The sequence below is a fragment of the Polaribacter gangjinensis genome, assembly GCF_038024125.1.
Taxonomy (GTDB): Bacteria; Bacteroidota; Bacteroidia; order Flavobacteriales; family Flavobacteriaceae; genus Polaribacter; species Polaribacter gangjinensis.
The window spans coordinates 617,919-634,106 of sequence record NZ_CP150662.1 but is presented as its reverse complement, the minus strand read 5'-3'; the positions used below and the strand labels follow the sequence as shown (position 1 = coordinate 634,106).

The window sequence follows — 16,188 nt, the reverse complement described above, 5'->3', positions numbered from 1 at the left end:
ATATGTAATGGCAACTACTTCAGATATCAGAAACGGATTATGCATAAGATATAACAACGATATTTATAAAATTATTGAATTTTTACACGTAAAACCAGGAAAAGGTCCTGCTTTTGTTAGAACAAAACTAAAAAGTGTTACCAATGGAAAAGTAATAGACAATACTTTTCCTGCTGGTAGAAAAATTGAAGATGTACGTGTAGAAACGCACAAATTTCAGTATTTATACAATGAAGGTGATACCTATTTCTTTATGAATGAAGAAGATTACACACAAATTCAATTGCCAAAAAGCGCTTTAGATGTTCCTGAATTGATGAAAGAAGGAGAAGTTGTAACAATCATTATCAATACTGAAGATAACATGCCACTTTCTGTTGACATGCCTTTAAGTGTTATTTTAGAAGTAATTCATACAGAGCCAGGTGTAAAAGGAAATACAGCTACCAATGCAACAAAACCTGCTACTGTTGAAACGGGTGCAATTGTAAATGTGCCTTTATTTATCAATGAAGGAGATAAAATAAAAATTGAAACTGCAAAAGGAACATATCAAGAGCGAATGAAAGAGTAGTTTTTTACTACTTTTTCTCTTGATTTTAATTCAATTTTTTTAACCACTCAAACAAAATTTCACTTTGGATTTTAATAGAACTCATACTTTAAAAGAAGTGTCTCAAGTACTTCAATGTCAATTTATTGGAGATGAAAATTTCCCGATAAAAGGCATGAATGAAATTCATGTTGTACGTGAAGGTGATATTGTTTTTGTAGATCATCCAAAGTATTATGACAAAGCCTTAAATTCAGCTGCAACTGTTGTTTTGATCAATAAATTGGTAGATTGTCCTGAAGGAAAAGCTTTGTTAATTTCAGACGATCCTTTTCGTGATTTTAACAAATTAACTATTCATTTCAATCCTTTTATTGCTTCAAAAAATAGTATTGCAGACTCTGCAATTATTGGTGAAAATACCATCATTCAACCCAATGTTTTTATAGGAAATAATGTAAAAATTGGTAAAAATTGTGTGATTCATCCCAATGTTTCCATTTATGACAATTCAGTTATTGGAAATAATGTTACCATACATGCAAATTCAGTTTTGGGTGCAGATGCTTTTTATTATAAAAAACGTCCTTCAGGTTTTGATAAACTCATTTCAGGAGGTAGAGTAGTGATTGAGGATTTTGTTGATATTGGGGCTTCTTGCACTATTGATAAAGGAGTAACAGGTGATACTACCATCAAAGAAGGAACAAAAATTGACAATCAAGTGCATGTTGGTCATGACACTATTATTGGAAAAAAATGTTTGATTGCCTCTCAAACCGGAATCGCAGGTTGTGTAATCATTGAAGATGAAGTTACCATTTGGGGACAAGTTGGAACAAATAGTGGGATTACAATTGGAAAAGGTGCAATTATTTTAGGTCAAACAGGAGTTACTAAATCAATTGCTGGAGGTAAAACTTACTTTGGAACTCCAATTGCAGAATCAAGAGAAAAATTGAAAGAAATGGCTGCTGTTAAAATGCTTTTAAAAGATAGAAAGATTTTATAAAAAGGTTTTTTTAAAAACTTACAAAGAACTATTTTTGCACCACAAAATAAAATAACAAACCATGAGTGTTTTAGTAAATAAAAATTCAAAAATTATTGTTCAAGGTTTTACAGGTAGTGAAGGTACTTTTCACGCTGGTCAAATGATTGATTATGGAACCAATGTTGTTGGAGGTGTAACTCCAGGAAAAGGCGGTCAAGAACACTTAGGGAAGCCAGTTTTTAATACCGTGAAAGAAGCTGTAGATAAGGCTGCTGCTGATACATCTATCATTTTTGTGCCACCAGCTTTTGCTGCTGATGCTATTATGGAAGCTGCTGAAGCCGGTATCAAAGTAATTATTTGTATTACTGAAGGAATTCCTACAGCAGACATGGTAAAAGTAAAAGCATATATAGCAAACAAAGACTGCAGATTGATTGGCCCAAATTGTCCAGGTGTTATTACTCCTGATGAAGCAAAAGTAGGGATCATGCCAGGATTTATTTTCAAAAAAGGAAACATCGGAATCGTTTCAAAATCAGGAACATTAACTTATGAAGCTGCTGATCAAGTAGTAAAACAAGGCTTTGGAATTTCTACAGCTATTGGAATTGGAGGAGACCCAATTATTGGCACAACTACCAAAGAAGCTGTTGAATTGTTGATGAATGATGATGAAACGCATGCAATCGTTATGATTGGTGAAATTGGTGGAAATTTAGAAGCAGAAGCTGCGAAATGGATTAAAGCTGATGGAAATAGAAAACCTGTAGTTGGATTTATAGCAGGTCAAACTGCTCCATCAGGAAGAACTATGGGACATGCAGGAGCAATTGTTGGGGGTGCAGATGATACAGCACAAGCAAAGATGAAAATTTTGGCGGAAAACGGAATTCACGTTGTGAGTTCTCCAGCTAAAATCGGAGCCATGGTTGCAAGTGTATTGAAAAAATAAAAATTCAATTTTTTAATTCATACAAAATCCGAGAAATTTAAAACTTCTCGGATTTTGATTTTATACTATATTTGTATTGTTAAAATAATCAATAATCATGAAACTACTAGAAAACAAAACGGCCATCATTACAGGAGCTACAAGAGGAATTGGAAGAGGAATTGCGATAGAATTTGCCAAACAGGGTGCCAATGTGGTATTTACTTACAGTTCGTCTGTTGATGCTGCAACTGCATTAGAAAATGAATTGAAATCTTTTGGGGTTTCTGCTAAAGGATATCAATCTAATGCTGCAAATTTTGATGCTGCTCAAGAATTGGTAAACAATGTATTGGCTGAATTTGGAACCGTTGATATTTTAGTAAACAATGCCGGAATTACCAAAGACAATTTGTTAATGCGAATTTCAGAGCAAGATTTTGATTCTGTTATTGAAATTAATTTAAAATCGGTTTTCAATTTAACAAAAGCAGTAATTCGTCCTATGATGAAACAACGAAGTGGCTCTATCATCAATATGAGTTCTGTTGTTGGTTTGAAAGGAAATGCTGGTCAAGCAAATTATGCAGCTTCTAAAGCAGGAATTATTGGTTTTTCAAAATCAGTTGCTTTGGAATTAGGCTCAAGAAATGTACGTAGCAATGTGATTGCTCCTGGATTTATTGAAACTGAAATGACCGATAAATTAGATGAAAAAACCGTGCAAGGTTGGCGTGATTCTATTCCTTTAAAAAGAGGAGGACAGCCTGAAGATATTGCAAATGCTTGTGTTTTCTTAGCATCTGACATGAGTTCGTACATTACAGGTCAAACACTTTCTGTAGATGGTGGAATGTTAACCTAACAAATACTTTTTTAATAAAGATACTTTGTAAAAACCTGCAACAAATAGCGTTGCAGGTTTTTCTTTTCACAATGATATTTATATCTTTCCACTAAAATCAAACTTTTGCAAACAACTGTCATTTTTCTACTTTTTTTAGCATTGGTATTGAGTTTTTCAATAGCCTATTTTCAGTATTATTATAAAGAAAAAAGCAAACATCAATTCACACCTTTCCTATTGATTTTGAGAACGCTAAGTTTGTTTTTGCTCTTATCTTTATTCATTAATCCGAGTATTGAAAACGAAGTTTATCAAAATGAAAAACCGGTTTTATCAATAGTAACAGACAATTCATCTTCCATTGCTTTTTTTGATGAAACTAAAAATATTTTAGCATTTCAAGAAAATATTTCTGATAATTCTGTTATCAAAGACAAATTTGACATTCAAAAGTTTCAATTTGGAAAAACGTTGCAACTCCAAGATAGCTTGACGTTTTCTGAAAATGAAACCAATATTTTTGAGGCAATTTCAGCAACCAACAAACTGAATTCCAGCAAAATTGCGCCTGTAGTTTTATTAACAGATGGCAACCAAAATATTGGTTTAGATTATGAATTTCTGAATTCTAAACAGCCTATTTATCCAATTGTTTTTGGGGATACAACCACTTATGCCGATATTAAAATCTCTCAAATTAATGCCAATAAATACAGTTTTTTAGGAAATCAATTTCCTGTTGAAGTTTTGCTAAATTATGAAGGAAATGAGAATGTGACATCCGTTTTTACGATTTCATCCAAAGGAAAAACAATCTTTAGTAAAAATGTTTCGTTTTCTGCTCAAAAAAAATCAGAAACTATTTCAACCAACATTGAATCTACTGCAAAAGGAATTCACTTTTACAACACCTCTTTGCGAATAATTAACAATGAAAAAAATACGAAAAACAATACCAAAGATTTTACGGTAGAAGTGATTGATGAGCAAACCAATGTATTGATTGTTTCATCTGTTTTACATCCAGATTTGGGAGTTCTAAAAAAAGCCATTGAAAGTAACAAACAACGAAAAGCGACAATTTCATTAGTTACTGATTTTAAAAACCAAATAAATGATTTTCAGTTGATTATATTGTATCAGGTTACGAATGCTTTTAAAAATATTCTCACTGAAATCACTGCTGAAAAAATACCTTATTTGTTTATATCGGGTGTAAATACTGATTGGAATTTTGTAAATGCACAACAATTAGGTTTTCAAAAAAAGGCCATCAATCAAACTGAAAATTACGGTGCCACTTTCAATACTTCGTTTGCTACTCTATTGCAAGAAAATATTGGTTTTGATGATTTTCCTCCGTTAAAAGATCGTTTTGGTGAAGTATATTTTAATAAGGAATATCAAACATTGTTGTTTCAAAATATCAACGGAATTCAAACAAAAGTTCCACTGTTAGCAATTGTTGATAATGAGTCTCATAAATTTGCGACCTTGTTTGGAGAGGGAATTTGGAAGTGGAGAGCAGCTAGTTTTTTAAATAACAATTCATTTGAAGAATTTGATGCTTTTGTAGGGAATTTGGTAAGTTTTTTAGCATCCAACAAAAAAAGAAATCGGTTAGAAGTGAATGCTGAAAGTTTATATACGGCAAATTCAACCATCAATATTTCAGCATTTTACTTAGATAAAACGTATAAATTTGATCCAAGAGCTTCTCTTGAAATTACAATTACCAATGAAACAACAAAAATAGTTTCAAAATTTCCGTTTTCATTACTCAATAATGCTTATCAAGTTGCGATTGAAAATTTAGCATCTGGAGTTTATAATTATACAGTAACAGTATTGGGTCATAATTTATCAAAATCAGGACAATTTGTAATTTCTGATTATAATATTGAAGAGCAATTTACAAGAGCTAATTTAGAGAAACTAGAAAAAATAGCGACAAATTCAGGCGGAAAAGTGTATTATAAAAATCAATTTGATGATTTATTGCAAGATCTTTCTAAAAATGAGTCTTTTTATACCATCCAAAAGGCATCTATCAAAGAGCAAGAAATCATAGATTGGAAATGGGTGTTGTTTGTAATCATTGGATTTTTAACTTTAGAATGGTTTATTAGAAAATATATTGGTAAAATTTAATGTATGGGACATCATCACTCACACTCGCATTCGCATTCACATCATTCTTCATCCTCTGAAAATATAGGAGTTGCTTTTTTGCTGAATACATTTTTTACAATTATCGAATTTATTGGCGGATTTTATACCAATAGTATGGCAATCATGTCAGATGCTGTGCATGATTTAGGAGATAGCGTTAGTTTGGGAATGGCTTGGTATTTTCAAAAAATAGCGAAGAAAAAAGCTACAAAAACTTACTCTTACGGTTTTCAGCGATTTTCATTGTTAGGAGCATTGATCAATTCTACAGTTCTTTTTATTGGTTCTATTTTGGTGATTGTGAAATCCATCCCAAGAATTATTACTCCCGAAGCTTCGGATGCAAAAGGCATGATGTGGTTTGCTTTTTTAGGAATTATCATCAATGGTGCAGCTGTTTTAAAACTCAGAAAGGGAACTTCTATCAACGAAAGAGTAGTGGCATTGCATTTGTTTGAAGATGTGTTGGGTTGGGTTGCCATTTTGGTTGCAAGTATCATCATGCAGTTTTATGAAATCCCGATTTTAGATCCAATTTTATCAATTTTGATTGCGTTTTATGTGCTGTATAATGTATTTAAAAACGGCAAAGAAAGTTTTCGAATTTTATTACAAGGCGCTCCTTTAGAAATTTCAGTTGATGAAATCAAAGTAAAATTATTAGAAAATAAACATATTAAAGAAGTACTTGATTGTCATTTATGGACTATGGATGGAGAATACAATGTTTTTTCAGCCCAATTGATTGTGGAGAATTCTGTTACATTATGGGAAGATGTTGCAGTTTTAAAAGCAGATATTCGTACACTTTTGCATGATGAGTTTCAAATAGAACACGTAACATTAGAAGTAGACATCTCAGAATTTTATGAAAACATAGATTGTAATTCCACTTTATAAATTGTAAATTTGAAAAAATAAAAAAATAAATGATGGCAAATAAACCAATAGAATTTAATTTTCCTAAGGGCGGTATTTTTACAATTGTCCTTTTAGTTGTGTTATTGATTGTATTTTCAAAATCTACCGTAACCATTGGTCCTGGTGAAGGTGGAGTCGTATTTGAACGTTTTGGAGATGGTATTAATACTGAGAAAACCTATGGCGAAGGATTTCAAATTGTAGCTCCATGGAACAGAATGATTATAAGAAAAGTGCGTCAGCAATCAGTTTCTGATGAAATGAATGTACTCTCTATTAACGGATTAGAAGTACGAGTGAATGGTACAATTTGGTATGAACCTGAATACAATAATTTAGGATTACTAATTAAAACAAAAGGAGAGGATTATGAACGCGAATTGCTTGATCCTGCTATAAATGCAGCTGCAAGAAGTGTTGTTGGGCGTTATACACCTGAGCAATTGTATTCAAGTAAAAGAGATGTTATTGAACAAGAAATTTTAGATGAAGTTCAAATCATTTTAAAAGATCAGTATTTAAGGGTGAAAAGAGTTTTGGTGAAAGATGTAAAATTACCAACAACCATTAAAAATGCAATCGAAACAAAGTTAAAACAAGAGCAAGAATCTTTAGAATATGAATTTAGAATTGCTAAAGCCAAAAAAGAAGCAGAAAGACAACAAATTGATGCAGAAGGTAAAGCAAAAGCAAATCAAATTTTAAGTGCTTCTTTAACTGATAAAATTTTACAAGAAAAAGGAATTGAAGCTACTTTAAAATTAGCAGGTTCTGAGAATAGCAAGGTAATTGTTATTGGTTCAGGAAAAGATGGTTTGCCCATTATTCTAGGAAATCAATAAGAAATAAATACTTATTTATACCAAGAAAGTTCAGCATTTGCTGAACTTTTTTTTTGATGTAAATTGATTTTTTTTAAATCTTAATCGGAACTTTCTAACTCTTAAAAGTTTGTTAAACAGTATTTCGTTTCGTAACGAATTTGAAATGTAAGCGTCCTATAAGAGTAAATAAAATAAAAAGTCATGAATACAACAGACATAAAAATTAAAGAAGAAAAGAAGAATAATTCAAGCGAAATTTTCAATTACAAAAGAAGTTTTTGGAATGCAAGAAGAAAATATAACTACAAATACATTACAACGGTATTTTAGTTATTGGTTAGTTAGTTTTTAATAGTTGGAAAGAGTCAAAAGCAATCCTTTTGACTCTTTTCTTTTTCTTTAGGTTTCAATAATATCAAAAAAAAAGACTGCCCAATTTGGGCAGTCTTTTTTTGTTTTAAAATTAAGATTAATTATCTAAAAATAATTTTGGTAGTACCATACGTAGCTTCACTACTAGACACTTTAAGTAAATAAATACCTGCTTTTACATTAAAGTTGAATTCCAATTCATTTTTACCAATAGTTAAATCGGTAGTTGATTTGTGAATTGTTTTTCCAGTAACATCCGTCAAAGTAATGGTAGCATTGGTATCCGTTTTACTGAATAACATAAGGTTTACATTCCCTTTTGATGGATTTGGATACGCCATCAATTCGTTTTCAAAAACCTCTTGTTTTTCAACAGTGATACCATCAGAGCCAGCCATTTTCACAAATTTCACATTCGAAATTGTCAAATCCAAATCTTTGGTTTGAGCTTCTACAGGCAAGAATGTGAAGGTTAATGTTGTTAAATCATCAGCCACAATCTTATCTTGAGTACCAGTTGATGTGTAAATATCAAAAGGCACATAATACGTTTGCTCTTCTTTTGATAAATCAACCATCACTCTGTATTGCTGTTTCCAATCTTCGATAGAAGCTTTGATCAAACCTAATTCAATCAAACCACTACCTTTAGCAGTAAATGCTAAGTATTTGTATTGAGTATAATCATCAGATAATGTTCCAGGCAATAAAGATTTGTAGATGGTTAAGTAATCGTAATCACTAGTCGCTTTGATTTCCACATTTCTGTTGATTGCTAATTCATCTTCGTTGTAAATTCTGTCAAAATTATTGGTGATTTGATGACGCTCAATTTTGGTGTATTTTGAATCGAAATCCAATCCCCAGTTACCATCAGCATGATAGAAGGCATCTTCAATTTGACCATTTACTTTGATCAAACCATCATATTCATAAGCATCTTTGATGTCAATCAACACAGTTTGTTCAGTTTTAGCATTGATAGGATTGTAACGTTGTTTTATGTTTCCAGCAGTTTCAGAATATTTTTCTTCCATTTCAATTTCACCACCAATTGTACCTTTGTCACTTCTCAATTTTAATACTAAATGATTGGCCACTCTCGATACTTTTGCAGCATAGGTTCTAGGCATTCTGTGTTTTTCGTTTTGAGTCACAGGAATGAATGATTGTAAGTTTGCTAAAATATCTTTCACTAATTTTTGAGTATCCTCAGGATTTGTAGCCCACACTTGGAAGTTGTACATGTCATTGAACTTGGTGTAGTGATTCACATACCAATTTGTTTGAATGCTATAATTGTCATCATTATTGTTTTTAGCAACAGCGAATGAAATAGCATGCTCTACAACACCACTTCGTTGTTTGATGGCTTGCATCAAGAAGTTGTAGCCTTCTAATTGAACAGATTGAACTGTCAAGATTTCAGCACCACGCAAACGATCACAAGAAGCTTTGGTGTGGTTATAGACTTTATCAGAAGTTTTGATACCCAATACAACTCCTTTGGTTTTTCCATCAACAGAGAAATCCACAGAGAGTACTTCATCAGCAATAGTGTAATCTAAAATATCGGTAGGAGAGGTAACGTTTGCAATGTTTCCAGCAACTAATTGAGTTGGGAACATGTCTAACATGGTTTGACCTTTACCTTGATAAGGTTGAGCTTGTTTTAGTTTTGCTTTGTTGTAAAGATTCTCTTCAGATTTTACAAACTCAGTAGGAATGCTATTTTTCTTACGATTTACATAAATTTTAGAAATGGCATCACCTAAACTTTCAGATTCTACACCACCCGCATTACCAGTGGTAACTTCGGCAGAAGCTACAGAAACCGAAATATCAAGAGCTCTAGAACAACCATCTTTAGTTCCGAAAACAGAAACAGTGTAAGTTCCAGCAGTATCAAAAGTGAACACGGCCGGATTTTGGTTTTGCTGAACCATAGTTACACCACCATCCAAAGACCATTCAAAGCTGTCAAAATAAGTAGCATTGGTGATGGTGAATTCTCTTGTGATTGAACCATTGCCTGTGTTTGTTACACTTTGCGTTACAGTAGGGTGATTGATAGGTTGCAAAACAACAACTTGAGTACTTGTTGAATTGGAACCAAAAGTATTTGTTGCTGTAAGAGTAACTGTAAATGTTCCATAACCCGCATAGGTTTTGGTAGGATTCATTAATGTGCTTGTTGTTCCATCACCAAAATTCCATAAGTATGTTATTGGATCATTAGGTTGAAGTACGCCATTTGTATTAGAAGTATTTGTAAAATTAAATTCATTTCCTTCTAAACAATTTGTGGTGTTGTCTACTGTAAATTCAGCAATAGGAGCAGTTCCTGTTCCAGATTTTAAGGATGAAACAGAAGTCTCGAATTTAGAACAATCAACAGTTCCAGAGTTTTGGGTTAATGATTTTCCTACGATTTGCCCTAGTATTGTACCTTGGTTTGCTGAGTTTGATTTGCTAGAAACTCCAGATTTTGGTTGATTAATAGCAGGTCTAATGATATCAGCATTAGGAGCTAAGATTGTTCCAAAAATTGAATTTGTACCTAAAATTGTTAAAGTAGTTGTGTTGTAAAAATTATAAATAATATTGGTAGCATCTTGAGGAGCAAATCCATTTTGAGACCAAATATTCCAATCAAAATCTCCAGGTGCATCTACATTTATAACTAATAATCTATCAGTTGAAGTACTGTTTTGAGCAGTAAAATTTTGAACAGCATTTAAATCTGCACCAGAAATGTTTAGGTAATTTACACCATCATTAAATGAAATTTGAACACTTGCAGGTAATCCAACATTACTGATTAAATTGTTATTGTTATCTTTTAATGTTGAATTGTGAGGATTTTGAGATAAACTTAAAGAATTTGTTCTTAGTTGTTGAAACATACTACCAAAGTCAACCAAATTCTCTTCAAAGATTGGATTGTTATTTGCATCCACGCCCAAACTTGGTGAAGTTCCTGTTAATTGAATGTATGAATTTACATCATAAGTTCTGCTTGGTGTAATTCTGATTGGAGCAGGAGCATTTTGAGGGTCTTTAAACCAAGAGATTGATTCGTTATTATCATCACCAATTTTTACATATTGATTGGCATTTTCAATGCGAACAACTCCCGAGTTTCTAGTTCCGTCTAAAGGATATTTTACTCTACCATTTACAATAAGTCCGATTTTTAAATTTTCAACCTCAAAACAACCACATTCAATTGTTGATATACTATAATCACCATTAATAGTTAAATCACCACCAACTGCTACAGCACCTACAACACTTGCATCAGAAACAATTAAGTCTTTTTCAACACAAATGTTAAAACACAATGCAGGCTCTAAAGGGAAAAATGTTTCATTTGGTTGAGAGATGATTGGTGTTACTGTAAAAGTAACATCCGCAGTTGTTTCTCCACAACTTCCATCAGCAGCAATGGTATATCTGATGGTTACATCTGTATTGGTATTGATATTTGCTGGGGTATAGATATTTCCATCAATAGTTCCTCCACCAGAAATGATAGACCAAGTTCCACCAGCAGGAGAAGCAGTTAATGTTTTTGTTTCATATTCATTTATAGAAACTGTTGAAGTTGAATTTGTTGCAGTTGCACAAACAGGAGTTACTGAAAAAGTAACATCACTTGTAGTTGCTGGGCAATTTCCAACAGTAGCAATTGTATATCTGATTGTTACATCAGTATTACTATTGATGTCAGCAGGAGTATAGATATTTCCATTGATAGTTCCGCCACCAGAGACAATTGACCATGTTCCACCAGCAGGAGTTGCTGTTAAGGATTTAGTCTGGTTTTCGTCAATAGAACTGGTTGTTGTATTGTTTGTAGCAAATACACAGTTTGTAGGTAAACAATTATTGCTTGGAACAGAAACATTTGTGCCAGGAATAGACCAATCATCAATAATTGCTCTTCTATTGCGGTTACCATTTTGGTTATAAACGTTTAAATAAATACGATATGGATTACCATCATTTGCAATATTAGATGGTACTGAATAACTTACTGTTTCAACGTTTGAATGAGGAGTTTGCAGTGTATGCGTATAACTTGAGATTAAAGTTCCTTCTCCATTAATATGAGTTGGGTCAAAAGAATATATTGAAATTTCTACATAATATTCTTGATCATCATTATTATTTAGTTTGATATCAAAAGTAATATCTCCATTTGTAAATTCTACCCAAGGTGATTTTAAAAAGAATGAACCTTTTGTTGAATTGATTGCACCAGAACGTGCAGAAAAATTCCCATTAATTTTATCAGTACTTGTTATTGAAAAACCTCCAAATACCCAACAATTTGCACTTTCAATATTGCGATCTCCTGACTCAAAGTCTTGCGAAACCTCAGGAATATTAACTATTGGAGTCACTGTAAAAGTAACATCACTTGTAGTTGCAGGGCAACTTCCATCAGCAGCAATGGTATATCTGATTGTTACATCAGTATTGGTATTAACATCAGTAGGAGTATAGGTATTACCACTGATTGTTCCACCTCCAGAAACAATAGTCCAAGTTCCTCCAGCAGGACTTCCAATTAATGTTTTGGTTTCGTTTTCTACAATTGCATCTGCAGATGTTGTATTACTTGCAGTTGTACAAACAGGAGTTACTGTAAAAGTAACATCACTTGTAGTTGCTGGGCAACTTCCATCAGCAGCAATGGTATATCTAATTGTTACATCAGTATTGCTATTAATATCAGCTGGAGTATAAATATTTCCATTAATAGTTCCTCCACCTGTAACGATTGACCAAGTTCCTCCAGCAGGAGTTGCTGTTAGTGTTTTAGTTTGGTTTTCGTCAATAGAATCAGTAGTAGTTGTATTGTTAGCAATAATACAATTTGGTGAAACAATAATATCAAATGAATCAACATCAGTGGCAGCAGAATTACAATTTGCATAAGATGTAATTGTAAATGTGTCTGTACCTGAAAAATTTGGATTAGGTGTATAAGATAAAGTACTTAAATACCCATTAATTTCGTTTGCAGAGCCAGTAATAGTTATATCCCCAGGACCATTTTGAGTTGGTAAATTTCTTCCTCCACTAATTCTAACAATAACACTCAAGGTTCCATTTGTTACTGTAACTCTTACTGTTAATGGATTTCCAAGAGGATCTGAAACTCGAACTCCATTAAGACTAAATCTGTCAATATTTTCGGTAGTGGTCTGATTTCCAGGAACTGTATTTGTAGGAACATTACAAACAGGAGTCACTGTAAAAGTAACATCACTTGTAGTTGCAGGGCAACTTCCATCTGCAGCGATTGTGTATCTAATTTTTACATTTCTGTTTGATGTAATATTTGCAGGTGTGTAAATATTTCCATTGATAGTTCCGCCACCAGAAACAATTGACCATGTTCCTCCAGCAGGACTTCCAATTAATGTTTTGGTTTCGTTTTCTACAATTGCATCTGCGGATGTTGTATTACTTGCAGTTGTACAAATAGGAGTTACAGTAAAAGTCACATCACTTGTTGTTGCTGGGCAACTTCCATCAGCAGCAATGGTATATCTGATTGTTACATCAGTATTGGTATTAACATCAGCAGGAGTATAGGTATTACCATTGATAGTTCCACCTCCAGTAACAATTGACCATGTACCGCTTTGACAACTAGTTGATCCTTCATGAGTTGTGCCATTATTTGCAAAAGAACCAGTAATACCTGAAGAGCTTGTTTTCCAATAATGGCCTCCATTATCTATTGCCAAAGATCCGTAAATAGTTACTGATCCACATACTACTAAATGTGCACCACTTCTAACAGTAATCGTACCATTATAATACCCATCTCCAGTAATACGCAATACTTCACCAGATTGCAATACTCTTGCAGGTTGTGGATTTTGTCCCAATGTAAAACCATCAACATTTACCTCTATAGTTGATGATGGTGCTGATTCAGTATTTGAAGTTAGTTCTTTTGTTTCTCCTTCAGTTATAGAAGCTGTTGAAGTCGTATTTTCTGCAATATTCTCACAAACAGGAGTCACTGTAAAAGTAACATCACTTGTAGTTGCAGGGCAACTTCCATCAGCAGCTATGGTATATCTGATTGTCACATCAGTATTATTATTGATGTCAGCAGGAGTATAGGTATTACCACTAATAGTTCCACCTCCAGAAACAATAGACCATGTTCCACCAGCAGGACTTCCAATTAATGTTTTGGTTTCGTTTTCTATAATTGCATCTGCAGTTGTTGTATTACTTGCAGTTGTACAAATAGGAGTTACTGTAAAAGTAACATCGCTTGTAGTTGCTGGGCAACTTCCATCAGCAGCTATGGTATATCTGATTGTTACATCAGTATTGTTATTAACATCAGCAGGAGTATAAATATTACCATTGATAGTTCCACCTCCAGAAACAATTGACCAAGTTCCACCAGCTGGATTTCCAATTAATGTTTTGGTTTCGTTTTCTGAAATTGAAATATTGGATGTTGTATTGTTTGCGGTATCACATGATGGTCCTTGACAATTCATAATTGTTTGGAAATCAGCAATACTAAATGAAGCTATTTGGGTGTAGTTATTTCCAGCTTTTGCCAAAAAGTCTTGTTGTTGTAATGAAGTTAAAGTATATGTCATTTTAAATGAACCTGCTTGTCCATCACCAATTCCACTTACATTGTCTAATTTAAATCCGTCAAAAGGATCGTTATTACCCAATGACAAAGCAATATTACCAGAAATATTTCCGCCCGTAACTTTAGCCCAAGATACATTTGAATAAGAACCTGGTGCTGCTTTCACAGAAAAATGACTCAATTCTTTACAACTTGGTCCTCCACAGCCATCATGAGAAACTAAAATTTCGATAGTGTAACTTCCACCATTATTAACTACAGAGGTTACTTTTGTAGAAAATCCTCCACCATTTGTTTTTTCAATACCACAATCAGGAGTAAAAGGAGGAATAGTTGTATCAAATTTAGCACAATGCATTTCACCACCAGAATGAACAATCGACTTTCCAATTATTTGTCCTTCAATGTTTGATTGGTTTACCGTTTTGTTGATATCAGCAAAAGGCGCAAAAACAGTTCCTTCTATGGTTGAGTTTCCATTGATATTTAATTGAGTTGTATTGTAAAAGTTATACAATATATATGGTGCATTCTGAATTCCTACACCTGCTTGATTCCAAACATTCCAATTAAAAGTACCGGATGCATCAACATTTATCACTAAAATTTTTGTAGCACTAGGTTGATTGTTATATGTAAAAACACTAACGTTATTTAAATCAGCTCCAGTTACATTCAAATAATTGATACCATTTTGTAAATTTATTTTTACTTGATTTGGAAGATTTGTATTTGGAATAGTTTGACCATTTGGATTTGTTAATTGTGCATTATTTACATTTTGTGCAATATTTGATGATGAAGATCTCATTGCTTGAAAAGCAGCTGAAAAATCAATCAAATTACTTTCAATTACAGGATTATTAGAAGCACTAACATTTCCTAAAGTTGTAGCGTTTGCTTGTAGCATAACTCGTGTTGACGAGTTATAATTATTAGTTTGTGTGATACGAATTGGCGAAGTAGCATTGTTTTGGTCAGTATACCATACTTTCGATCCTGTTCCATCACCTATTTTAGCGTAATAGTTGCTATTTACATATAGTTGACCGTTTGAACTTGCTCCAAAATCAATTTTTCCATCCACTAAAAGGCCTATTTTTAATCCTCCAACTGTATATTCTCCGCAATCATGGATAGAAACTCTATAATTTCCTCTTAAAATTAAATCTCCACCAATAGCAATTGATCCTTCAGATTCATTGGTATTTAAAGTTGCATTATTTTCTACAAAAACATTAAATCCTAATGCAGGACTTGTAGGGCTTTGTGAAAAAATTCCAGCATAAATAAAAAAGCTTGCAATTAGTGCAGTTATTTTTATTCGTTTTTTGTCCATAATATTTTTTTCTATATTTTTCATAATAGGGGTGATGTGGGTTGTATTTTTAATTTAATTATTTATTCTAAATTGAATAAATGATTAAATTTTTAAAGGCATAGTAAAAAGCATTAGCTAATTGGAATGGAAATAATACACTTAGTTTTTTTTAAAAATTAAAATGTATACGATAAGTTCTTGGATTTGAAATCTTTAAAGTAAGATTTTAGAGGTAATAGTGGGTTCATTTTTTAAGGGTGTTTTTAGAGGTTTATAATTTAGGGACATTATTATGCAAATTTACAAAATAAAAATTATTCATGCTAAATAAAGAGTGATAAATTTGATTCATATTCTTAATAGTTAATGCATTAGCTTTAAATTGATTCATTTTTTGAACTATATTGTTAAAAAACAGTTGCTTTTTGTTAATTTTTATTTCATTCACTTCGTTTTTAGTAAATCAATTCAAGGTATATCAATTTTACTAGACGTAAAATTCGTTTGAAATCTCATTATTTTTCTCAAATTTTCGATGAAAAGCAATATTAGCGTTATGAATGGAAAAAATAATCAGTTGAATGGAGTATAAAACGCAATTGAC

Annotated in this window: 9 protein-coding genes; 8 read left to right on the top strand and 1 reads right to left on the bottom strand. The window is 32.5% G+C overall.

Features of this window, described 5'->3' with window-relative positions; genetic code table 11:
• Positions 1–7: 7 nt before the first annotated feature.
• From efp to WHA43_RS02765, 8 genes are all read left to right on the top strand, one after another.
• Positions 8–574, top strand: a complete 567-nt coding sequence (gene efp, locus WHA43_RS02800; RefSeq protein WP_105045634.1) for an elongation factor P — start codon at positions 8–10, stop codon at positions 572–574.
• Positions 575–671: 97 nt separating this feature from the next.
• A complete protein-coding gene (locus tag WHA43_RS02795) occupies positions 672–1,565 on the top strand; it encodes a UDP-3-O-(3-hydroxymyristoyl)glucosamine N-acyltransferase (protein ID WP_394372834.1) in 894 nt (297 codons plus the stop codon).
• Between the two features lie 61 nt (positions 1,566–1,626).
• Positions 1,627–2,502, top strand: a complete 876-nt coding sequence (sucD, locus tag WHA43_RS02790) for a succinate--CoA ligase subunit alpha (RefSeq protein WP_105045632.1) — start codon at positions 1,627–1,629, stop codon at positions 2,500–2,502.
• A 97-nt stretch (positions 2,503–2,599) separates the two neighbouring features.
• Positions 2,600–3,346 (top strand): 3-oxoacyl-[acyl-carrier-protein] reductase, encoded by a 747-nt coding sequence (gene fabG / locus WHA43_RS02785; RefSeq protein ID WP_105045631.1) that lies wholly within the window; start codon positions 2,600–2,602, stop codon positions 3,344–3,346.
• A gap of 105 nt (positions 3,347–3,451) precedes the next feature.
• Complete coding sequence (locus tag WHA43_RS02780) at positions 3,452–5,479, top strand: VWA domain-containing protein (RefSeq protein WP_226742931.1); 2,028 nt, start codon at positions 3,452–3,454, stop codon at positions 5,477–5,479.
• Positions 5,480–5,482: 3 nt separating this feature from the next.
• Positions 5,483–6,400 (top strand): cation diffusion facilitator family transporter, encoded by a 918-nt coding sequence (locus tag WHA43_RS02775; RefSeq protein ID WP_105045630.1) that lies wholly within the window; start codon positions 5,483–5,485, stop codon positions 6,398–6,400.
• Between the two features lie 32 nt (positions 6,401–6,432).
• Complete coding sequence (locus tag WHA43_RS02770; protein ID WP_105045629.1) at positions 6,433–7,263, top strand: prohibitin family protein; 831 nt, start codon at positions 6,433–6,435, stop codon at positions 7,261–7,263.
• A gap of 183 nt (positions 7,264–7,446) precedes the next feature.
• On the top strand, positions 7,447–7,575 hold the full coding sequence (locus WHA43_RS02765; RefSeq protein WP_262903996.1) for a hypothetical protein: 129 nt from the start codon (positions 7,447–7,449) through the stop codon (positions 7,573–7,575).
• 143 nt (positions 7,576–7,718) lie between these two features.
• Here the strand turns inward: WHA43_RS02765 and WHA43_RS02760 are convergent, their stop codons facing one another.
• Positions 7,719–15,626, bottom strand: coding sequence for a collagen-binding domain-containing protein (locus tag WHA43_RS02760; protein ID WP_340828431.1), 7,908 nt, complete (start codon positions 15,624–15,626; stop codon positions 7,719–7,721).
• Positions 15,627–16,188: the final 562 nt, after the last annotated feature.

Coding starts and splice junctions, on each gene's coding strand:
- fabG (WP_105045631.1), top strand. CDS start 2,600: ATGAAACTACTAGAAAACAAAACGGCCATCATTACAGGAGCTACAAGA.
- efp (WP_105045634.1), top strand. CDS start 8: ATGGCAACTACTTCAGATATCAGAAACGGATTATGCATAAGATATAAC.
- WHA43_RS02770 (WP_105045629.1), top strand. CDS start 6,433: ATGGCAAATAAACCAATAGAATTTAATTTTCCTAAGGGCGGTATTTTT.
- WHA43_RS02765 (WP_262903996.1), top strand. CDS start 7,447: ATGAATACAACAGACATAAAAATTAAAGAAGAAAAGAAGAATAATTCA.
- WHA43_RS02760 (WP_340828431.1), bottom strand. CDS start 15,626: ATGAAAAATATAGAAAAAAATATTATGGACAAAAAACGAATAAAAATA.
- WHA43_RS02775 (WP_105045630.1), top strand. CDS start 5,483: ATGGGACATCATCACTCACACTCGCATTCGCATTCACATCATTCTTCA.
- sucD (WP_105045632.1), top strand. CDS start 1,627: ATGAGTGTTTTAGTAAATAAAAATTCAAAAATTATTGTTCAAGGTTTT.